This is a genomic window from Thermomonas carbonis (assembly GCF_014396975.1).
In the GTDB taxonomy this organism is placed as follows: Bacteria; Pseudomonadota; Gammaproteobacteria; order Xanthomonadales; family Xanthomonadaceae; genus Thermomonas; species Thermomonas carbonis.
The window spans coordinates 103213-123515 of sequence record NZ_CP060719.1 but is presented as its reverse complement, the minus strand read 5'-3'; the positions used below and the strand labels follow the sequence as shown (position 1 = coordinate 123515).

The following is a 20303-nucleotide window of genomic DNA, read 5'->3' as shown; positions in this document are numbered from 1 at the left end:
CCATGAAGACGGTCGGCATCCTCGGCGGTGGGCAATTGGCGCGGATGATGGCGCTGTCCGCCGCGCCGCTCGGTCTGCGTTTCCTGGTCCTCGATACCGCGGCCGATGCCTGCGCCGGCCAGTTCGCGCCGATGGTCGTTGGCGATTACACCGATGAAGCCGCGTTGGCCGAATTCGCGTCGAAGATCGACGTGGCCACCTTCGATTTCGAGAACGTCCCGGCGGAATCCGCGCAGTGGCTGGCCACGCGCGTGCCGGTGTTCCCCAGCCCGCGCGCGCTCGCCGTCGCGCAGGACCGGCTCGCCGAGAAGACCCTGTTCCGCGAACTCGGTATCCCGGTGCCGGATTTCGCCGACATCGACTCGCGCGCCGCGCTCGATGCGGCCGTAGTGAAGCTGGGCACGCCCTGCATCCTGAAGACGCGTCGTCTCGGCTACGACGGCAAGGGCCAGTTCCGGATCAAGTCGCCGGCGGATGTCGATGCCGCGTGGGATGCATTGGGCGCGCAGGCCGGGACCGTCGGCCTGATTCTGGAGGGCTTCGTCGTCTTCCAGCGCGAGTTGAGCGTGGTCGCGGTGCGCGGGCAGGATGGCGAATTCCGTGCCTGGCCGTTGACCGAAAACTGGCATGTCGATGGCGTGCTATCGGCCAGCCTGGCCCCGGCGCGGGTGGATGACGCGATGAATGCCGTCGCGATGTCACATGCACGCAAGCTCGCCGAGGCGCTGGACTACGTGGGCGTGTTCGCGCTGGAGCTGTTCTGTCGCGATGGCGTGTTGCTGGCCAACGAATTGGCGCCGCGCGTGCACAACTCCGGCCACTGGACCATCGAAGGCAGCGAGACTTCGCAGTTCCAGAACCATCTGCGCGCGGTGCTCGGCTTGCCGCTGGGTGACACGCGCATGCTCGGTGTGGCCTGCATGCTCAACTGGATCGGTGCGATGCCCGATGCCGCTGCGGTGCTCGGCGAAGCGAGTGGTCACTGGCACGACTACGGCAAACAACCGCGCGCGGGCCGCAAGGTTGGGCATGCCACGTTGCGTGCCGACACTGCCCATGAACTCGCGGAAGCGCTGATGCGCGTTGGTGCGGCGCTGGATCGGCACGCGCAAGTCGCGCCGGTGATAGCACGCCTGCGCGACTGACCGCGCGATCAGGCAAACGTAAAAACAACGGCCGGATATCCGGCCGTTGTCGCGTTGCGGGCAACGCCTCAGCGGCAGCGACGATAGCGATCCGGCGACGCGCCCGGGCCGCCCTTCCAGCCCGGCGGGTTTTCCCAGTTGGTGCCGCGGCCACCAATCGGACCGGGCGGATTGTTGTCCAGGTCCAGCCAGCAGCGACGTGTCTGGTTCCACAGGCCGTGCTGGGGATGCCAGTAGCCGTAGTTCTGGCTGAAGTAGTAGCCGTTCCTGGCGACCTTGAATTCGTAGCGCTTGCCGCGGTGCTTGTACCAGCGGCGATCCGGCGAGGCACCGGGTCCGCCCTTCCAGCCCGGCGGGTTCTCCCAGTTGGTACCGCGTCCACCGGCGGGGCCGGGCGGGTTGTGGTCGCGGTCGCGGCGTTGCGCGGCATCGGCCGTCGTCGCTGCACCGAGGGCGAGGACGCACAGGCTGGCGGATATCACGTGGCGCATGCTCATGTCGAAACTCCTTTCCGGGATGGGAACCACGTCCCCGGAAAGGTGCCGGCGCGCGCATCGTTGACGGCGGCGACTGGGATGTTCATCCCGTGCACAGGAAATTCCGGTCGCCCGTAAACGCAGAACGGCCGGGTTGCCCCGGCCGTTCTGGCGACACGACAACAAGCCGCGATCGATTACTTCATGTTGCCGGCGACGAAGTCCCAGTTCACCAGGTTCCAGAACGCGTCCAGGTATTTCGGGCGGGCGTTGCGGTAATCGATGTAGTAGGCGTGCTCCCACACATCGCAGGTCAGCAGCGGGGTGTCTTCGCCGGTCAGCGGAGTGGCCGCATTGGAGGTGCTGGCCAGCGCCAGTGAACCGTCCTTGCGCTGCACCAGCCAGCCCCAGCCGGAACCGAAGGTCTTGATCGAGGTGTCGGTGAACTGTTCCTTGAACTTGGCGAAGTCGCCGAACGCGGCGTTGATCGCATCAAGCAGCTTGCCGGTCGGCTCGCCGCCACCGGCGGGCTTCAGGCAGTTCCAGTAGAAGGTGTGGTTCCAGATCTGCGCGGCGTTATTGAACATCCCGCCCTGCGACTTGCGAATGATCTCCTCCAGCGGCATGTCGGCGAACTCGGTGCCCTCGATCATCTTGTTGAGGTTGTCCACGTAGGTCTTGTGGTGCTTGCCGTAGTGGAAGTCGATGGTCTCGCCGGAGATATGCGGCTCCAGTGCGGTGCGGTCGTAGGGCAGGGCTGGCAGTTCGATGGCCATGGGCGGGCTCCTGTCGGAAGTGGCGGGGGTGCGGCCGGGGCCGCGCGAAGACTTACAATGCGCGTGTCGCTGAACGCGCATTCTATCCCCACCGCCCGTCGCCAGGCCGTCAAAGCCCGCGACCGGCGAACGCTGCAGGAGTTGCACCATGTCCGTGGAAGACCGCATCCGGGCCGAGATCGAAGGCCATCCCATCGTGCTGTTCATGAAGGGCACGCCGCAGTTCCCGATGTGCGGCTTTTCCAGTCGCTCGGTGCAGGCGCTGAAGGCGGCCGGCGCGCAGCTGCATACGGTAAATGTGCTGGAAGAGCCGGAGATCCGCGCGAACCTGCCGCGCTTCTCGGATTGGCCCACTTTCCCGCAGCTCTTCATCAACGGTGAGTTGATCGGCGGTTGCGACATCACCGTCGAACTGTCCGAATCCGGCGAGCTCGCCCGCATCGTCGCGGACGCGCACAAGGCGTGAGCAACACCACGTCGCTCGAGGGGCGCGTGGTTCTGGTCGCCGGTGCCGCCGGCGGCCTCGGCTCGGCCGCGTCCGTGGCTTGCGCGCAGGCGGGGGCCACGGTCGTGCTGCTTGGCCGCAAGGTGGCAGCGCTCAATCGCGTGTACGACGCGGTGAAAGCGATTGGCCCTGAGCCGGTGCTATACCCGCTCGACCTGGTGGGTGCGACGCCGGACGACTACGACGAGCTCGCGGGACGCATCGAGACCGAACTGGGCCGCCTCGACGGCATGCTCCACTGCGCCGCCGAGTTCAAGGGCCTGACCCCGCTGCTGCATACCGACCCGGCCGACTTCGCCCGCGCGATCCATGTCGATCTGACCGCGCGCTGGTGGCTCACCCAGGCCTGCCTGCCGCTCCTCGCCAGGTCCGATGCCGGCGCGGTGGTGTTCGCGCTGGACGATCCGGCGCGTACCGACGGTGCCTTCTGGGGCGGCTATGGCCTGGCCCAGTCGGCGCAAGCAAGCATGGTGTCGATGCTGCAGGCGGAGCTGGGCGAACACGGACCGTGCATCAGCGGTTTCCGCCCCGGGCCGATGCGTACCGCACTGCGCGGCAAGGCCTACCAGCCGAACGCCGATGCCGAAGCGCGCGCTCCCGCAGACTACGCCGCTGCATGCGTCGAGTTGCTGTCGCCCGTCGGTTCCGCATCGCGTGGCCGGATCGTCGACGCGTCCTGATTCCCGCCCATGACCATCGCCTCGGCCGCGTTGCTGCTGTTCCTGATCCTGGATCCGCTGGGCAACATCCCGGTATTCCTGGGTCTGCTCAAGGATCTGCCGCCGGCACGCCAGCGACGCGTGCTGGCGCGCGAGTTGCTGATTGCGCTGGGCGTGCTGATGCTGTTCCTGTGGGGTGGGCAATACGCGCTTGAACTCATGCACCTGCGCCAGGAGTCGGTCTCGATCGCCGGTGGCATCGTGCTGTTCCTGATCGGCCTGCGGATGATCTTCCCGCCGGTGGACGGGATCATGGGTGAGCTGCCCGATGGCGAGCCTTTCATTGTCCCCATCGCCATCCCGATGATTGCCGGACCTTCCGGGATGGCGGCGGTGATGCTGCTGGGCAGCCAGGAGCCGGGCCGGATGGGTGACTGGATGCTGGCCCTCAGCATCGCCTGGGCCGCCACCGCGGCGATCCTGTTCTCCGCGACCTACTTGAAGAAGTGGCTCGGGACGCGCGTGCTGACCGCAATCGAGCGGCTGATGGGCATGGTCATCGTGGCGATCTCGGTGCAGATGTTGCTCGATGGTTTCTCCGGATACCTCCGCGCAACTGCCTGAATAGGCTCGAATTCTTCGACGCCTGTCGCAGTGTTGCGGCTGTCATGAAGCCGTCATGCGCCAGAGATACCGTGTTAAACTTTAGTGAACCCATCCGTTCCAGTATGGGTTCAGGGGGCCACCAGTATTCGCCGACAACCGTCGCAGGACGGACGTGTCGGCCCGAGCCGTTCACTGTCCGTCGTTTCTTTCCATGTTCATCGAGGTCAACACCATGAATCACCCGAATCGCGTGCGGCTGTCGAAGCTCTCGCTTGGCTTGTTGGTCGCGCTCGCCGCGGCTCCCGCTTTCGCCCAGAGCACCTCCGCCGGTGTCGGCGGTCAGGTCGTCGGTAGCGACGGTCAGCCGGTGGCAGGCGCCGAAGTCACCATCACCCATGCCGAATCCGGCACGGTCAGCCGCGCGGTCACCGATGCGTCCGGCCGCTACAACGCGCGTGGCCTGCGCGTCGGTGGTCCGTACACCATCGTCATCAACAAGGCCGGTGCCGGCAGCGACAGCGAAGAAAACGTTTACCTGAGTCTCAACCAGATCAGCACGGTCGATGGCCAGCTCAACAACAGCGTGACCACCCTCGGCACCGTGCAGGCGGTTGCCTCCGCCGGCACCTCGGTGTTCTCCGCCACCAAGATGGGCTCGGGCACCAGCGTCGACCAGAACGACATCAAGAACCTGCCGTCGATCAACGGCAACATCCAGGACTTCATGCGCCTCGACCCGCGCGTGGCCTTCACCGATCGCGCCTCGGGCAACATCAGCGCCGGTGGCATGAACCCGCGCTTCAACAAGGTCACCATCGACGGCGTTTCCGCCAGCGATACCTTCGGCCTGGAAGGCAACAACATGCCGACCATGCGCCAGCCGGTGTCGATGGAAGCCATCGAAGCCCTCGACATCAGCCTGTCGAACTTCGACGTGACCATCTCCGGCGCGGCCGGCGCGAACGTCAACGCGGTGACCAAGTCGGGTACCAACGAGTTCCATGGCTCGCTGTACGGCAACATGCGCGACGGCGACTGGTTCGGCGACCACCCGCAGACCCGCGCGCCTTTCGCCGAGTTCACTGGTGAAGAGACCTACGGTTTTACCCTGGGTGGCCCGATCGTCAAGGACAAGCTGTTTTTCTTCGCCAACTACGAGAAGTACAAGCGCGGTCAGCCCACGCCTGATATCAGCAATACGCCGCTGTTCTCCGGTGGCGATTTCGACGCCACCGACCTGGCGACCGTCCAGGACATCTTCAGCAATGTCTGGGGCATCGACACCGGCGGCCTTGAAGGCAATGGCGATACCGAGCTCGAGGAATACGCGGTCAAGCTCGACTGGAACATCAACGACAACCATCGCGCCAGCTTCCGCTACAGCAATCTCGAGCAGACCCGGGTGCGCCCGGAAGGTTCCAGCGCAAGTGGCCTGGCCCTGAGCTCGAGCTGGTACAACCACGTGAAGTCGGTGGAAAGCTACGTCGGCCAGGTGTTCAGCGACTGGACCGACACCTTCTCGACCGAGTTCAAGGTGTCCTATCGCGACTACTCCGCGATCCGCGTCAACCCGACCACGGCACCTGCCATCACCGTGTACTTCGACGACAACGACAATGTGGTCGATGCGCCGAACACCTCGGTCGATTTCATCCGCCTCGGTACCGAGCGCAGCTCGATGGGCAACGCCCTGCAGACCGAGACCTGGAACTACTTCGGTGCCGCCACCTGGACGTTGGGCGACCACGACCTGAAGTTCGGCTTCGAGTACAACGACAACGAGATCTACAACTTCTTCCTGCAGGACGCCTGGGGCAACTACAGCTTCTACGTGCCGATCGTCGATGGCGTGCAGGACTTCAGCAACCTGCGCAACGGCATCTACTTCGATTACGACCTGCAGGCCAACCCGGCTGATCCGGATGGAATTGCTGCGCAGTACAGCAACAAGGGCCTCGGTCTGTTCGTGCAGGACACCTGGTACGTCAATTCCAACCTGACCCTGACCATGGGTCTGCGCGGCGACCGCCCGAAGGCCTCGCCGGATCCGACCTTCAACGCGTGCTTCGCCACCGCCCGCGTCGCCAACGGTACCGGCCCGGCCGCCTGCCCGAACGGTGGTTTCGGACTGGACAACACGCGGACCTACGGTGGCGGCTTCATCATCCAGCCGCGCTTCGGCTTCAACTACACCTTCGACTGGGAGCGTCCGGCCCAGCTGCGCGGCGGCATCGGCCTGTTCCAGGGCGACGCCCCGCAGGTGTGGGTGGGCAATGCCTACAGCAACACCGGCCTGAATTACATCGCCTACGGCACCCCCGGCTCTTTCTCCGCGAGCAGCTCGTCGCGGATCCAGTGCGTGCCGCTGCCGACCGGCGGTTGCGCCAACGGCATCAACTTCAGCCCGGATGGCCTGAATCCTTCGATTCCGCCGGACGGCAGGGGCATCCGCAACGTCAACGTGATCACGGAAGACTTCGACCTGCCGTCGGTGTGGAAGGCCAACCTGGCGTTCGAGCATGAGCTGCCGTGGTACGGCATCGTGGGTTCGGCGGAAGTGCTGGTGAGCAACATCAAGAACGGCATCTTCTATCGCAGTCTCAACGTCGGCCCGGGCTTCACCGGTCCCGATGGCCGCACCCTGTACTGGAACCCGGCCACCAACAACCGCCCGTTCACCGGTTCGCGCTTCGGCAACAACAGCTACTTCGGCGACGTCTACCTGCTGGAAAACACCGGCATGGGCAGGAGCGAGCAGCTGACCGTCTCGCTGAGCAAGCCGTTCTCTGTGGATAGCGACTGGTCCTGGACCCTGGGCTACACCTACACCAATGCCGAGGAAGTGGGCGCGCTGACCAGTTCGACCGCCGGTTCCGGCTACGGCGGCCAGTTGGGCTTCAACATCAACGAAGAGTCGGTCAGCACCGCTCGCTACGAAATCAAGGACCGTTTCACCGGTGCCCTGAACTGGAAGCACGCGTTCTTCGGTGATTACGAAACCCAGGTGGGCCTCGTGTACGAAGGACGCAGCGGTCGCCCCTTCAGCTACATCTTCGCCGGCGACGCGAACGGCGATGCCCGTACGTTCAACGACCTGTTCTACGTGCCCGCAGGCCCGGGCGACGTGTTGTTCGGCAACCTAAGCTCGGCTGGCGTGTTCACCGCGGATCCGGTGATGGAACAGCGCTATTGGGACTGGTTCGCGACCCAGGAAGGCCTGCAGGGCTACAAGGGGACGTACGCAGCCGAGAACGCCTTCCGCGCCGGTTGGGTCAACACCTTCGACCTGCGCATCAGCCAGGAACTGCCGGGCTTCTTCAAGGGCCACAAGTCCAAGCTGTGGGTCGATATCCAGAACGTCGGCAACCTGCTGAACAAGGATTGGGGCCACATCATCGACTATGGCTTCAACGCGAACCTTGCCGTCGCCAGCCTGCGTGGCATCTACAACGGCAAGTACGTGTACGGCTACCGCAGCGGTACCGAGTTCGGCCAGGCCAGCGCGCTGGTGGTGCCAACCGATGCCGACCGCCAGACCAACGGCATCTCGCAGTGGTCGATCCAGGTGGGCCTGAAGTACGAGTTCTGATCTCCACGGTCAGGATGTGATCGACGAAACGGCCGGGGAAACCCGGCCGTTTTCGTTTGTGGCGTACGGCGTGCGCCATGCCGGTCGGCTGCGCTAAAGTGCGCGGTCTATGAATGACATCAACCACATGCCGCAGGGCGCGGCCGTACAAATCCCCGTTTCCACCCTTCCTACCGTCGATGCGCAGATCTACCCGAAGGGTGGGCTGGACATCCTGTCCCGCGAGGAGGTCGCGCGCCTGCGCGACGCCTCCGGAGGCATGCACGACCTGTTGCGCCGCTGCGCGCTGGCAGTGCTGACCAGCGGCAGCGCGTCCGATGATCCGCGCGCCGCGCAGGAGCTCTATCCCGACTTCGACATCCAGGTAAACCAGCAGGATCGCGGCATGCGCATCGACCTGCTCAACGCGCCGGCGATGGCCTTCGTCGATGGCCAGATCATCCGCGGCGTGGCGGAACTGCTGTTCGCGGTGGTGCGCGACCTCGCCTACACCGCGATCGAGCTCGGCCCGGAATACGAGGCCGACCTCGAAACCACCGCCGGCATCACCGATGCGGTATTCCGCCTGTTGCGCAACGCACGCGTCCTGCATCCCACCGACCCCAACCTGGTGGTGTGCTGGGGCGGCCACTCGATCGGCCGCGAGGAATACGTCTACACCAAGCAGGTCGGTTACGAGTTGGGCCTGCGCGGGCTGGACATCTGCACCGGTTGCGGACCGGGCGCGATGAAGGGGCCGATGAAGGGCGCCACCATCGCCCACGCCAAGCAGCGTCGCCGGCGCACGCGCTATATCGGCATCACCGAACCGGGGATCATCGCGGCGGAATCGCCGAACCCGATCGTGAACCACCTGGTGATCATGCCGGACATCGAGAAGCGCCTGGAGGCCTTCGTCCGCATGGCCCACGGCATCATCGTGTTCCCGGGCGGCGTGGGCACCGCCGAGGAAATCCTGTACCTGCTCGGCATCCTGCTGCGCGAGGAAAACGCCGGCCGCCGCTTCCCGCTGATCCTGACCGGCCCGACCGGTGCCGCGCCGTACTTCGAGCAGATCGACAGGTTCATCCGCCTGACCCTGGGCGATGCCGCGGCCGAGCTCTACGAAATCGTCGTCGCCGACCCGGCCACGGTCGCGCAGCACATGGCCGCCGGGATCCGCAAGGTCCGCGAGCAGCGCGTCGAGCAGAAGGATTCGTTCTTCTTCAACTGGGCGATGCACGTGCCGCTGGCGTTCCAGCAGCCGTTCGCGCCCACCCATGAAGCGATGGCCGCGCTCGACCTGCATCATGGCCGCAAGCCGCACGAACTCGCCGCCGACCTGCGTCGCGCGTTCTCCGGCATCGTCGCCGGCAACGTCAAGGAGGACGGCCTGCGCCGGATCGAGGCCTACGGACCGTTCGAGATACATGGCGACCCGGACATCATGCAGGCGCTGGACGCACTGCTTCGTGCGTTTGTCGAGCAGCGCCGGATGAAGATCGCCGGTGACTACAAGCCCTGCTATCGGGTGGTGACCTAAGCCCCTCTGGTGTTTCGCTACGCCAGCGGCAGGTGCACGCTGGCGATATAGCGACCGTCCTCGATCCTGGATTCCACCCGCCCGCGTCCATCCGTGAGTGCATGCACGCGTTCGCGCGCGGAGGCCAGCCCGATGGCATGGCCGCCGCCGCCGCCCGCCGTGCCGGGCATGTCGTTGGCGACGGTGATCTCCACCCGGTCTGCGTGCAGGTGCACCGCCACATCCACCGCCCCGCCATCCGGTCTTCGCTCGATGCCGTGGCGGATCGCGTTCTCCGCCAGCGGCTGAATCGATAGCGATGGCACTAGCACCTCCGGCATGGTCTCCGGCACGACCCAGCCAAGCCGCAGGCGATCGCCGAAACGCAACGCCTCGATCTCCAGGTAGCGGCGGGCGAGCGCCAGTTCCTCGGCCAGAGGAATTTGCTGTGGACCGCGCAGCGCGCAGCGGAACAGGTCGGCGAGGTCCAGCAGCAGCCGTTCCGCGTCAGCCGGCCTGGCGTGCACCAGCGCGGCGCCGGTATTGAGGGTGTTGAACAGGAAGTGCGGGCGGATCCGCGCCTGCAGGGCTTCCAGTTCAAGTTGCTTGGCGCGGACGGCGAGTCTGCGCGCCTCCGAGTAATTCTGGAATGCAATCAGGCCGATCAGGCCCACCACCAGCGCAATCGCAAGCATTCGCCAGACCAGAACGGGGCCTGCTCCTCCCATAACTGCGCTTTCACCAAGTATCTTCCACGCAGCCATCGCCACCAACAGCGTCATCAGAAGCAGTTGTGCCAGGCAGGCCCAAGCAAGCGCTAATCGCGGAAGCATGCCCAACGGCCTGCGCAGGAGCCAGAGAAGGCTGAGCGTCCCAAGGCCGATCCATTGGATGCCAAAGGAGGCCAGCCCGAACTGCACCAGTCGTCCCCCTTCGGGTTGTGCGGGTGCCAACGCCAGGATCAAGGCAAGCGCTTCCCCGCCGAGCACGACGGCCATCAGGGCAGGTGGGCGCCAGAGCGCGCTGAGCGGGTGGGAGGTGCTGTCCAAGTCGGTCCGTTGCAGGTGTCCGTGAGCCAGTTTGGCCGGTTCTGTGTGGTTGAACCCGCCGCCCATGCAGGCGGGGGCTCCGCCCGTCGGTCGGCGATAGCGACGGCAGACAGGGTATCGTTAAGGTTGTCATCGCCTAGTGCCGGAGGCTTCATGTCGCGTCAACGCGTTCCACCACAGCAACGCCCGCTGCCGCAAGGCTTCACCTTGGTGGAGTTGTTGGTCGCTGTGGCGGTCATGGGCGTCCTGGCAGTTGTCGCAGCGCCCAGCATGACTGCCTTGGTCAATACCTACCGGGTCAGCAGTACTGCCGGTGAGTTGACCGCGGCGCTGCAGATCGCCAGGTCGGAAGCGGTGCGGCGCAATGCGCGGGTGAGTGTGTGCGGCAACGCTGCTTGTACATCGACCGATTGGAGCGAGATTGTCGTCGTGCACTCCGCACCCACTGCGGATGACCCGGCAGTCATCCGAAGCACGGGGGCTTCGAGCGGCGTGTCGGTCACCGGGCCGGCTAACGGCATCGTGTTCCGCCCTTCGGGTGTCATCAACGCACAGGCTTGTGTGCCGCTGAGCAACTCCTACTCCCAGTACGCGGTCACGGTGATGGTCAGTGGCCTTGTAAGCAATGCGAAGGGTACATGCTGATGAAATCCCACATCCCATCCAGGTCCAATCGTTGTGGAGCGCTAGTCGCGTCTCCGGCGCGCATGCGCGGCGTGGGCCTGATCGAAGTCCTGGTCTCTGTGCTGGTTCTGGGGATCGGCCTGCTTGGGGTTGCCGCCATGCAGTCGACAGCGTTGCAGGGTGGTCAGAGTTCGCTGGAGACCAGCCAGGCAGTGATGCAGACCAATGCGATCATCGAAGCCATGCGTGCCAACTCGGCCAACGCAGCCAGTTACAACACGGGGGGCAAGCGTTGCTCCGCCACCGGCGGTGCCACCTTGGCGGGAAATGACCTGGATAACTGGGTCACTGCCTTGCAGGGCACCATCCGCGGTGGTGCCAGCACCTGCGGCACCATCACCGGTTGCCCGGCTGCCTGCGTGATCACGGTGGAATGGGACGACTCGCGCGCCGGTGGTCTGAGCGCGCGGCAATTGGTGACGGAGGCACGCATCCTGTGAAGACGCGCATTTCCTCGTTGCGGCATCCGGCAGCCGGCTTCAGCCTGATCGAGCTCATGGTTGCGATGGCGTTGGGTCTCATCGTGCTGGGCGCGGCGATTGCCGTGTTCCAGTCCAACCAGCGCTCCTACCGCTCCAATGAGGGCCTCAACCGCGTGCAGGAAGGTGCGCGCGTGGCCTACGAGATGATGTCCCGCGACATCCGCTCGGCTGGCACGTCGGCATGCACGGACGAGGGTCAGGTTCTCGGGACGGATGCCAACAGCGTCGATTACCGCGCGCCGGTGACCGGTAACGCGACAGCGGTGACGACGCGTTCTGCGGAGGACCAGTCCTACCGTGTCAGTGCCGCAACCGCCAATTCCGTCACGTTGGTCACCGTTGCCGGCTTCACCCCCTCCGATGTGTTCGAGGCAGACGATGTCGTGATGGTCTGCAATGGCGCGATGGCCGGGTTCGCAACGGTCGGCTCGGTCTCTGGCCAGACCGTGAACTTCGCTACTCCACTCGAGTTCAATCCTGCGGATACCGAGCGCGCTGCGCCAGGCAGCATTTCCATCGCTCATTTCCGCAACACACGCTGGCAGGTCGCCGGCGATGCCTTGGTGGTATCGCGGAATGGCGGTGCCAACGAACAGGTTGCGACGGGCGTGCAGAACCTTGCGCTGAGCTACCACCAGTTCTCCGGTGGCAATCCCAATGCATACGTGGCTGCACCGACTGATTTCAACTACGTCGACGCCGCACGTGTTGCGTTCCAGGTTCGCGCCGAGACGCTGCAGGAAGTCGGCGGATCTTCCAACTCGATCACCCGAAATGCCCAGACCACGGTTGGCGTCAGGAGCCGGATTCCATGAACGCAGTTCGTAAAAACAACTCGCTCGCCCCCGGTGCGCGCCATCAGGCGGGCGTCTCGCTGCTTGTCGTGCTGATCTTGCTGGTCGTGATGTCGCTGCTTGGCCTTGCGGTCCTGCGCAGTTCCGCCATGCAGGAGCGCATGAGCGCCAACATGTACGACCGGAATCTGGCGCAGCAAGCGGCTGAGCAGGCATTGCTGTTCGCGCGCGAGCAGCTTGATGCAGGTGTGGGCGCTAAAAGGTGGGACGTGGAAGAGCCCGACGATGCCAGTTGCACTAATTTCGGCATCTGCCACTGGAACAAGCTGCAGTCTGATGCCACGGTGACGTGGCGGCAGGGCCCGACGCTTGGTGCCACCGATCCCAAGGTGCCGAACACGGAGAGCTGGTACTGGGTCGAATATCTCGGCATGAACCAGGCCCACAAGGAAGCGGGCGGCGTCATTCCTGCTTCGGATACCACCTCGATGGGTCCGCTGTTCCGCATTACCGCACGCAGCGCCGCCGCCGGCCGCGCCAATGTCACCCTGCAAACCGACGTCATCTACCGCTTGCCGCGGTTGTGAGGCACTCATGAAGACCCGTTTCCCGCGCAAGCGTCTACTATCGATCCCCGGTGCCTGGTGGGGAGCGGCTCCGGCTGCCTTCTTGGCCACACTGATGGCATTGCCCGTCAATGCCGGGATCCAGGTGCCTGACGAGCCACTGACGACCGGCAACCGGGTCGCGCCGAACATCCTGTTCATCCTGGATGACTCCGGCTCCATGGCATGGCGCTACATGTACAGCCTGGATGTCACCCGCATCACCGGGCCTAACGACTTCGAGAGCGTGCAGACTGCCGATAACCTGGCGAGCGGCGGTGATGCCGACTACGGCAACACCGACTCGAACCCGATCGGCATCTACGACCAGAACTACCGCACCAACGGGCTCTACTACAACCCCACGCTGACCTATCAGCCCTGGGTTACGGCGGGCGGTAGCGACATGACGGGGGGCACGTCCTACACGTCCGCGTACACCGACGTCGACCTGGCGAGCGGCAGCATCAACCTGGGCAACAACAAGCAGATTTTCTACGTTCCCAAGAACACTACCGACAACACGGCGGCGTATATCGGTAACGTTGAAAATTACTGGCGCTACGAGATCAGGACAACTGCCGCAGGCGGGGGCATCGTGCGTGGCCCGTGGGGAACGGTGTCCGAGACGATCACCGTGCCGTCGGGATTCCCCAGGAGCGACTTGGACTCGGACGGGGGTTGGGGTACGGCCTACAGCTTCAATGTGCCGGCAGGCACGGCAGTTCTGGACGTGACTACTTACGGTGGCACCCACGGGGACGATTGGTGGGGGACAAATGGTCGCGGACGGGGGCAGACCTGTATGTGAACCGGAGCAACGCGCCAAGCAGTGACTCTTCCCGGGATTGCACGAGCACCGGTGACGGTAATGAAGAAACCTGCAGGATCAATGCACCCAATTCCGGAACCTGGTACGTGCAGATCAATGGACATTCCCGGTATCGGGATGTCAATTTCCGGGTCAGGATCGTAGCCAATACCAATCGCTGCGATTATCCGGGTACCGGTGAGAACCGCGACTTCGTCAACTGCACCGAGTCCGCCACGCCTACCGGCAGGACTGTGGACAGCGAAAAGACCAATTTCGCCACCTGGTATTCCTACCATCGCACCCGCAGCAAGGCGGCGAAGGCCGGTGCAGGCCGCGCGTTCCGCCCGCAGGGCAACCGCGTGCGCGTGGGCTATCGCACCATCCATAACCGCAACAACTTCGATATCAACGTCAATAGCGGCGACGGCCGTTTCATCAATGACTACGATGTCACCCCGAACATCACGAACCGTGCAACCTGGTACTCCAGGCTCTATGCCGCGGAAAGCAGCAGCGGTACACCATTGCAGACGGCGTTGGATTCGGCAGGCCAGTATTTTTCCCAATCGGCTGCCACGGGACCCTACGGGCCGGAATCCGGGAGCAACCAGTATTCATGCCGACAGAATTTCACGATTCTGACGACTGACGGATTCTGGAACACCAGCACCGTGGATCGGAACAATGTGGACGGTTCGGCTGGCAGCACCATTCTTGGTGCCAAGGGGGAGTCCTACCAGTACAGCCCCACCGGTCCTTACAGCGATGGCTACGAGCGCACGCTGGCGGATATCGCCATGTATTACTGGAAGACAGATCTGCGCACGGATATCGCTGAGATGGGGAGTAATGCCGCAAGCAGGGACAAGAACAACGTCCCGACCTCAGCTGCTGATCCCGCGTTCTGGCAACACATGGTGACGTTCGGGATTTCCATCGGTCTGAAGGGCAATGCCGGCTATACCAGCGTTGCCAGCGTGCCCGACAACATCACTTGGCCCAATGTGGGTGACGCGGAAGATGCCGACCGCATCGACGATCTGTTGCATGCCGCAGTGAATGGGCGTGGCCGCTTTATCGCTGCCTCCAACCCGACTCAATTCGCCGCCGGTCTGGGCGAAGCGCTGGCCGCGATCCAGCAACGGACCAGTTCGTTCTCCAACGTTGCGACCAACGCCGCATCCATCCGCACCGGCGGCAAGGTATTCAATGCCAGCTACGTGTCCGGTATCTGGACCGGTGCCGTCAAGGCCTGGAACCTGGATGCCACCAACAGTCCCAGCACCTTGGCGTGGGAAGCTTCCATCCCGACGACCGGTCGCAAAGTGTTCACCTACAGCGGCACCGCGGGTGCGACCTTCCCGACCTCAAGCCAGACAACAGCGCTGGAGCGAACCGGCGATCTGGTGGACTACCCGGTGTCCGGTGCCGACAACGCGGCCTACATCAAGGGCAACCAATCCCTGGAAGGCGGCTCGTTGGGCCAGCTGCGGGTGCGGACAACGCTGCTTGGGGATATCGTGGGCTCGTCGCCGCACTACGTCGACAATACCCAGACCATCTATGTGGGTGCGAATGACGGCATGTTGCATGCATTCGATGCCACGACGGGTATCGAGCTGTTTGCTTACGTGCCAAGCATTCTCAACATGGCTGGCCTGCGCGATCTCAGCCGCGGTGACTTCGCCCACAAGTTCCTGGTCGACGGCCCGGTCGTTGCTTCGACCCGTACCTTGACGACAGGCAAGAATCTGCTGGTCGGCGCGCTCGGGAAGGGTGGCAAGGGCATGTTTGGCCTGGATGTCACCAACCCGGCTGCCTTCGCGGCGGCCGACGTCAAGTGGGAGCTCGCCGAGACGCCGGGCAACAACATGGGGCTGGTGACGGGTCGCCCAATCCTGGCCAAGGTCAAGAGCGGGGCGGTGGCTGCGGTCGTCGGCAATGGCGTCAACAGCACCAACGAGAGGGCGGTCCTGATCGTGGTCAACCTGGAGACCGGCGCGGTCATTCGCGAGATCGATACCGGCGCTGGTTCCACTGCGGCACCCAATGGACTGGCGGCACCGACCGGCATCCTGGGTCCGGACGGCCGTAGCCTGGCGTATGCCTATGCCGGCGATCGTCTTGGCAATGTCTGGAAGTTCGACATGACCAATGCGAATCCGGCGAGTTGGACTGCAACCAAGCTGTTCACCGCGCGTTCCAATGACGGTAGCGGCGCACTGCAACCGATCACCGGTGGCGTGACCGTGGCCACGGATCCGCGGACATACAAGCGTTGGGTCCTGTTCGGTACGGGCAGCTTCATCACCACCACCGAAGCCGATGACAAGACGCCCGGCACCCAAAGCCTGTATGGATTCGTCGATAACGGAGCTGCGGTGGCTTACGCCGACCTGCAGAAGCGCAATATCAACAACACCGGCGCGATGCAGGATGGGTATCCGGTTCGCAGTTTCGATGCCAAGGCCGCGCTGCCCTCGGGCAAGAAGGGCTGGTTCGTCAACTTGCCGGGCGCGGGCGAACGCATCGTCCAGGATGCGCAGGTCGTGGCGAACATCCTGGTCAGTGCCAGCATGATCCCGGAAGGTGATGCCTGTGATGCCTCCGGTACCGGCTACATCAATGCATTGGACGCGTTTACCGGAACCAGCGCAGGGTCCTCCTTCTTCGACCTGGATGGCGATGGCAAGACTGATGACACGCTGATCGGAGCGGTGCCGGTTGGATCCGTGAACTTCGGCGTCGGCATGCCGACCTTGCCGATCTTCCTGGATGGCAAGCTGATCGTCGGCGGCACCAATTCGTCGGCGGCAGATGCGCCTGGTGACGGTGGTATCGTGCGCAAGACATGGGGCCGTGTGTCCTGGCGCGAGATCAGGAAGGATTGATGCGACCCGTACTGGAGAGGATCATGTATCGCAACGCTCGCAAGGCATCCGGGTTCTCGTTGATCGAGTTGATGGTCGTGGTCGCCATCATGGGCATACTGGCTGCGATTGCCCTGCCGAGTTACAACGACCATCAGCGCAAGACACGGCGTGCCGCGGGTGCGGCATGTGCAACCGCGATCGCCCAGCAGCTTGAACGCCATTACACCGCTGCGGGGCAGCTGACTTACAACACCGCCACGCCTGCCGTTAACGTGCTCACCTCGATCTGCGACCCGGAGACGCTGACCTTCTACAGCTTTCCTGCGCCTACGGTAGGAGCCAAGACCTTCACGGTGTCGGCCTCCCCAACGGGGAAACAGGCTGGCGATTCGTGCGGCACGCTCAGCATCAACCAGGCTGGCACAAAGAGCCCCAGCACTGCGGGCTGCTGGTAGTCCATCAAGTCAACTGCCTCGGCAACAAAAAACCCGCCTCTCGGCGGGTTTTTCTTGATCTGGCGCCCGAAGTTGGACTCGAACCAACGACCCCCTGATTAACAGTCAAGTGCTCTAACCGGCTGAGCTATTCGGGCGGGGAGCGCATTGTAGACGGCTCGATCCGGACCGGCAAGCTGTGAAGCCGTTATCACTCATGCGTGCCTCGCCGTAGCCTGGCCGGATCGCCGGGGTTCAGGCTGGGCAAGGCGTTGACACCTTCGGGCGTTCGCTGCGCGGCCGCCCCATGTTGTTCACGATCACCTGGCCCAGCAGCTCGCCGCTCTTGTTGCAGATGGAAACGCTCAGGTTGGTGCCGGCACTGCGTCCGTCTGGCAGGTATCGCAACTGTTGCCGGCCCGAGGTGCTGATCATGCGCAGATGGCGGCTGGTGGGCTCCAGGTCGATGCGCACGATTTCGTCGTTACTGTCCGGCTTGCGGTTGCCGTCCTCGTCCAGGAACAGCATCCAGCCTTGGCTCCAGTCGGTGCCCGGTTCGCAGTCGACGCCATCAGGGGTTGGGCAAAGTACCGCGCGCTGGTTGCGGCTGATCGCGGCGACCCGCGCCAGCGACATGTGCGTCATCAGCGAGGTGATCGCCGCAGATGCACGCTGGCGTTCGATGAAGCCCGCGAACGAAGGCGCGGCGATGCCGGCGAGGATGGCTACCACGGACATCGTGGCGGCCAGTTCGATCAGGGTGAAACCGGCGTTGCGACGCATGGCAAGGCTCCGGATGGCTTGCAAGCAGGCTAGGTCGGCGGTCTGTGATCCGGGATCGGGGCAATCCACGGGCATGTGTAGGGAAAGCCTGAACCTGCGTCGCAGGTCGTGAACACGGGCGGCGTAAACTCAGTGGTTGGCCTTCGCGAATTCCCCCATGACCGAGCCGTCCGACCTCGACCTGACCACCGCCTCCGGCGGCTTCCAACTCGTGTCGCCCTACCAGCCAGCGGGTGACCAGCCGCAGGCCATCGAAAAACTGGTGGCAGGCTTCCAGAACGGCGTCGCCAAGCAGGTGCTGCTGGGCGTGACCGGCTCGGGCAAGACCTACACGATCGCCAACATGATCCAGGCAGTGCAGAAGCCGACCTTGGTGATGGCCCCGAACAAGACGCTGGCCGCGCAGCTGTACGGCGAGTTCAAGGCGTTCTTCCCGCGCAACTCGGTGGAGTATTTCGTCAGCTATTACGACTACTACCAGCCGGAAGCTTACGTCCCGTCCAGCGACACCTACATCGAGAAGGACAGCTCGATCAACGACCACATCGAGCAGATGCGGCTGGCGGCGACCAAGGCGTTGCTGTCGCGGCGCGACACCATCGTGGTGGCGTCGGTCTCGGCGATCTACGGCCTCGGTGCTCCGGCGGATTACCTGTCGATGCGGCTGATCCTGTCGCGCGGCGAACGCATCGACCAGCGCGAGCTGCTGCGGCACCTGACCACCCTGCAGTACACACGCAACGAGTTGGTGCTGGATCGCGGCACCTTCCGCGTGCGCGGCGAGACCATCGACGTGTTCCCCGCGGAATCCGACCTGGAGGCGCTGCGGATCGAGCTGTTCGATGGCGAGGTCGAGCAGCTGTCGATGTTCGATCCGCTGACCGGCGAGATCTTCCGCAAGATCCCGCGCTTCACCGTGTATCCGAAGACGCATTACGCCACGCCGCGCGAGCGCACGATCTCCGCGGTGGAGACGATCAAGGCCGAGTTGCGCGAGCGCCAGGAACAACTGTACGCGGCGAACAAACTGGTCGAAGTGCAGCGCCTGAGCCAGCGCACCCAGTTCGACCTGGAGATGATGGCCGAGGTCGGCTACTGCAACGGCATCGAAAATTATTCGCGCCACCTGACCGGTGCGGCGCCCGGCGATCCGCCACCGACGCTGTTCGATTACCTGCCGGCGGACGCGTTGCTGGTGGTGGACGAATCGCACGTGACGATTCCGCAGATCGGCGCGATGTACAAGGGCGACCGTGCGCGCAAGGAAACACTGGTGGACTTCGGATTCCGGCTGCCGTCGGCGCTCGACAACCGCCCGCTGCGCTTCGAGGAATGGGAGGCGCGCGCGCCGCGCAGCGTGTTCGTGTCTGCGACGCCGGGGCCGTACGAACTGAAAGAGGGCGCCGGCGAGATCATCGAGCTGGTGGTTCGCCCGACCGGACTGATCGATCCGCCGGTGGAGATCCGCCCGGTGGCGACGCAGGTGGACGATGTGCTTTCGGAAATCCGCGAGCGCGTGTCGTGGGGCGATCGCGTGCTGATCACCACGCTGACCAAGCGCATGGCCGAGAACCTCACCGAATATCTCTCCGAGCACGACGTCAAGGTGCGCTACCTGCACTCGGACGTGGACACGGTGGAGCGCGTGGAGATCATCCGCGACTTGCGCCTGGGCCTGTTCGACGTGCTGGTCGGCATCAACCTGCTGCGCGAAGGCCTGGACATGCCCGAGGTGTCGCTGGTGGCGATCCTCGATGCCGACAAGGAAGGATTCCTGCGCAGCACCGGCTCGCTGATCCAGACCATCGGTCGCGCCGCTCGCAACCTGCGCGGCAAGGCGATCCTGTACGCGGACCGGATCACCAACTCGATGCAGAAAGCCATCGACGAAACCGATCGCCGTCGTGCGCGCCAAGTCGAACACAACACCGAGCACGGGATCACTCCACAGTCCGTGCAACGGGCGGTGATGGACGTGATGGAGGGCGCGCGCTTCGAGCCGGGCGAGCTCAAGGGCCGCGGCAAGGCGAAGCGGGTGGCCGAGCCCGAGCTGGACTACCAGCGGCTCAGCCCGGCGCAGCAGGCCAGCAAGCTCAAGGCGCTGGAGCAGCAGATGCATCAACATGCCCGCGATCTGGAATTCGAGGCCGCCGCCCGCGTCCGCGACCAGATCCGGCGGTTGCGGGAAGCGATCTTGTAGGTCTTGGGCGCGGCGGTTGTCCGCGGCCCCGGTGCCGGGCTACAATTCGCGCCCCCGTGCTACTGGGGATACCGGGCGGTTAGCTCAGCGGTAGAGCACTACCTTGACATGGTAGGGGTCACAGGTTCGAACCCTGTACCGCCCACCACGCTCCAGCAGCGTGGCATCGAATCAACATAGAGAGCAGGTGGCCCGCGGCAACGCCGGCCGAGCGTGCGACATGAGCACTACGATCGCCTAATCCGCAATCCTGCCGACGCAATCGCGCTCCCTCGTGGTGAGCAATCGAAAGGCGCCTTGGCGCCTTTTTCGTTTCCCGGACCCATGC

The 20303-nt window shown here is 64.2% G+C and carries 18 protein-coding genes, 2 tRNA genes and 1 pseudogene; 16 read left to right on the top strand and 5 right to left on the bottom strand.

The annotated features are described in order from the left end of the window. Positions 1-2: 2 nt before the first annotated feature. Positions 3-1145: a 5-(carboxyamino)imidazole ribonucleotide synthase gene (locus tag H9L16_RS00595; protein ID WP_187552701.1), complete on the top strand. Its 1143-nt coding sequence runs from the start codon at positions 3-5 to the stop codon at positions 1143-1145. Positions 1146-1213: 68 nt separating this feature from the next. Here the strand turns inward: H9L16_RS00595 and H9L16_RS00590 are convergent, their stop codons facing one another. Both H9L16_RS00590 and H9L16_RS00585 read right to left on the bottom strand, forming a co-directional pair. Then, positions 1214-1642 carry a hypothetical protein gene (locus H9L16_RS00590; protein WP_229796492.1) on the bottom strand — a complete coding sequence of 143 codons (429 nt, stop codon included), beginning with the start codon at positions 1640-1642 and terminating at the stop codon, positions 1214-1216. 176 nt (positions 1643-1818) lie between these two features. Further along, a complete protein-coding gene (locus tag H9L16_RS00585; protein WP_187552700.1) occupies positions 1819-2397 on the bottom strand; it encodes a superoxide dismutase in 579 nt (192 codons plus the stop codon). Positions 2398-2545: 148 nt separating this feature from the next. Here H9L16_RS00585 and grxD point away from each other — a divergent pair, with 148 nt between their 5' ends. The 5 genes from grxD (at position 2546) to ppnN (ending at position 9278) form a co-directional block, all read left to right on the top strand. Then, positions 2546-2863, top strand: a complete 318-nt coding sequence (grxD, locus tag H9L16_RS00580; RefSeq protein WP_187552699.1) for a Grx4 family monothiol glutaredoxin — start codon at positions 2546-2548, stop codon at positions 2861-2863. Beyond that, positions 2860-3582 carry an SDR family NAD(P)-dependent oxidoreductase gene (locus H9L16_RS00575; RefSeq protein WP_187552698.1) on the top strand — a complete coding sequence of 241 codons (723 nt, stop codon included), beginning with the start codon at positions 2860-2862 and terminating at the stop codon, positions 3580-3582. The genes grxD and H9L16_RS00575 overlap by 4 nt, the downstream gene beginning before the upstream one ends. A gap of 9 nt (positions 3583-3591) precedes the next feature. Continuing rightward, positions 3592-4185, top strand: a complete 594-nt coding sequence (locus H9L16_RS00570) for a MarC family protein (RefSeq protein ID WP_187552697.1) — start codon at positions 3592-3594, stop codon at positions 4183-4185. 214 nt (positions 4186-4399) lie between these two features. Further along, entirely contained in the window at positions 4400-7756 is a 3357-nt protein-coding gene (locus H9L16_RS00565; RefSeq protein WP_187552696.1) for a TonB-dependent receptor, read from the top strand. 127 nt (positions 7757-7883) lie between these two features. Next, a complete protein-coding gene (gene ppnN / locus H9L16_RS00560) occupies positions 7884-9278 on the top strand; it encodes a nucleotide 5'-monophosphate nucleosidase PpnN (protein WP_187553974.1) in 1395 nt (464 codons plus the stop codon). A gap of 17 nt (positions 9279-9295) precedes the next feature. Here ppnN and H9L16_RS00555 read toward each other — a convergent pair whose 3' ends face one another. Next, positions 9296-10372, bottom strand: coding sequence for a sensor histidine kinase (locus H9L16_RS00555; protein ID WP_187552695.1), 1077 nt, complete (start codon positions 10370-10372; stop codon positions 9296-9298). A gap of 87 nt (positions 10373-10459) precedes the next feature. On the opposite strand from H9L16_RS00555, the gene H9L16_RS00550 reads away from it, so the two are divergent. From H9L16_RS00550 to H9L16_RS16345, 8 genes and pseudogenes are all read left to right on the top strand, one after another. Next, positions 10460-10951, top strand: coding sequence for a GspH/FimT family pseudopilin (locus tag H9L16_RS00550; protein ID WP_187553973.1), 492 nt, complete (start codon positions 10460-10462; stop codon positions 10949-10951). Between the two features lie 62 nt (positions 10952-11013). Further along, the gene (pilV, locus tag H9L16_RS00545; protein ID WP_187552694.1) at positions 11014-11430 is read left to right on the top strand and encodes a type IV pilus modification protein PilV; all 417 of its coding nucleotides are present in this window, start codon (positions 11014-11016) and stop codon (positions 11428-11430) included. After that, positions 11427-12287: a PilW family protein gene (locus H9L16_RS00540; RefSeq protein WP_187552693.1), complete on the top strand. Its 861-nt coding sequence runs from the start codon at positions 11427-11429 to the stop codon at positions 12285-12287. Before pilV ends, H9L16_RS00540 begins: the two co-directional genes overlap by 4 nt. Beyond that, positions 12284-12853 carry a pilus assembly PilX family protein gene (locus H9L16_RS00535; RefSeq protein ID WP_187552692.1) on the top strand — a complete coding sequence of 190 codons (570 nt, stop codon included), beginning with the start codon at positions 12284-12286 and terminating at the stop codon, positions 12851-12853. The genes H9L16_RS00540 and H9L16_RS00535 overlap by 4 nt, the downstream gene beginning before the upstream one ends. 7 nt (positions 12854-12860) lie before the next feature. After that, entirely contained in the window at positions 12861-13682 is an 822-nt protein-coding gene (locus H9L16_RS00530) for a hypothetical protein (RefSeq protein WP_187552691.1), read from the top strand. Continuing rightward, positions 13640-13741: pseudogene (locus H9L16_RS16415) on the top strand (hypothetical protein); the annotation flags it as partial. The gene H9L16_RS00530 and the pseudogene H9L16_RS16415, both read left to right, overlap by 43 nt. A 48-nt stretch (positions 13742-13789) precedes the next feature. Continuing rightward, on the top strand, positions 13790-16576 hold the full coding sequence (locus tag H9L16_RS00525; protein WP_233449399.1) for a pilus assembly protein: 2787 nt from the start codon (positions 13790-13792) through the stop codon (positions 16574-16576). Positions 16577-16599: 23 nt separating this feature from the next. Further along, positions 16600-17013, top strand: coding sequence for a type IV pilin protein (locus H9L16_RS16345; protein ID WP_187552689.1), 414 nt, complete (start codon positions 16600-16602; stop codon positions 17011-17013). A gap of 60 nt (positions 17014-17073) precedes the next feature. Here H9L16_RS16345 and H9L16_RS00515 read toward each other — a convergent pair. Beyond that, positions 17074-17150, bottom strand: a tRNA-Asn gene (locus H9L16_RS00515). Between the two features lie 97 nt (positions 17151-17247). Beyond that, the gene (locus tag H9L16_RS00510) at positions 17248-17775 is read right to left on the bottom strand and encodes a GspH/FimT family pseudopilin (protein ID WP_187552688.1); all 528 of its coding nucleotides are present in this window, start codon (positions 17773-17775) and stop codon (positions 17248-17250) included. 157 nt (positions 17776-17932) lie between these two features. Between H9L16_RS00510 and uvrB the strand changes: the two genes are divergently transcribed. Next, a complete protein-coding gene (gene uvrB / locus H9L16_RS00505) occupies positions 17933-19975 on the top strand; it encodes an excinuclease ABC subunit UvrB (protein ID WP_187552687.1) in 2043 nt (680 codons plus the stop codon). A 73-nt stretch (positions 19976-20048) separates the two neighbouring features. Then, positions 20049-20123 (top strand) — tRNA-Val (locus tag H9L16_RS00500). Positions 20124-20303: the final 180 nt, after the last annotated feature.

Coding starts and splice junctions, on each gene's coding strand:
- H9L16_RS00595 (WP_187552701.1), top strand. CDS start 3: ATGAAGACGGTCGGCATCCTCGGCGGTGGGCAATTGGCGCGGATGATG.
- H9L16_RS00590 (WP_229796492.1), bottom strand. CDS start 1,642: ATGAGCATGCGCCACGTGATATCCGCCAGCCTGTGCGTCCTCGCCCTC.
- H9L16_RS00585 (WP_187552700.1), bottom strand. CDS start 2,397: ATGGCCATCGAACTGCCAGCCCTGCCCTACGACCGCACCGCACTGGAG.
- grxD (WP_187552699.1), top strand. CDS start 2,546: ATGTCCGTGGAAGACCGCATCCGGGCCGAGATCGAAGGCCATCCCATC.
- H9L16_RS00570 (WP_187552697.1), top strand. CDS start 3,592: ATGACCATCGCCTCGGCCGCGTTGCTGCTGTTCCTGATCCTGGATCCG.
- H9L16_RS00565 (WP_187552696.1), top strand. CDS start 4,400: ATGAATCACCCGAATCGCGTGCGGCTGTCGAAGCTCTCGCTTGGCTTG.
- ppnN (WP_187553974.1), top strand. CDS start 7,884: ATGCCGCAGGGCGCGGCCGTACAAATCCCCGTTTCCACCCTTCCTACC.
- H9L16_RS00555 (WP_187552695.1), bottom strand. CDS start 10,372: ATGGGCGGCGGGTTCAACCACACAGAACCGGCCAAACTGGCTCACGGA.
- H9L16_RS00550 (WP_187553973.1), top strand. CDS start 10,460: ATGTCGCGTCAACGCGTTCCACCACAGCAACGCCCGCTGCCGCAAGGC.
- pilV (WP_187552694.1), top strand. CDS start 11,014: ATGCGCGGCGTGGGCCTGATCGAAGTCCTGGTCTCTGTGCTGGTTCTG.
- H9L16_RS00535 (WP_187552692.1), top strand. CDS start 12,284: ATGAACGCAGTTCGTAAAAACAACTCGCTCGCCCCCGGTGCGCGCCAT.
- H9L16_RS00530 (WP_187552691.1), top strand. CDS start 12,861: ATGAAGACCCGTTTCCCGCGCAAGCGTCTACTATCGATCCCCGGTGCC.
- H9L16_RS16345 (WP_187552689.1), top strand. CDS start 16,600: ATGTATCGCAACGCTCGCAAGGCATCCGGGTTCTCGTTGATCGAGTTG.
- H9L16_RS00510 (WP_187552688.1), bottom strand. CDS start 17,775: ATGCGTCGCAACGCCGGTTTCACCCTGATCGAACTGGCCGCCACGATG.
- uvrB (WP_187552687.1), top strand. CDS start 17,933: ATGACCGAGCCGTCCGACCTCGACCTGACCACCGCCTCCGGCGGCTTC.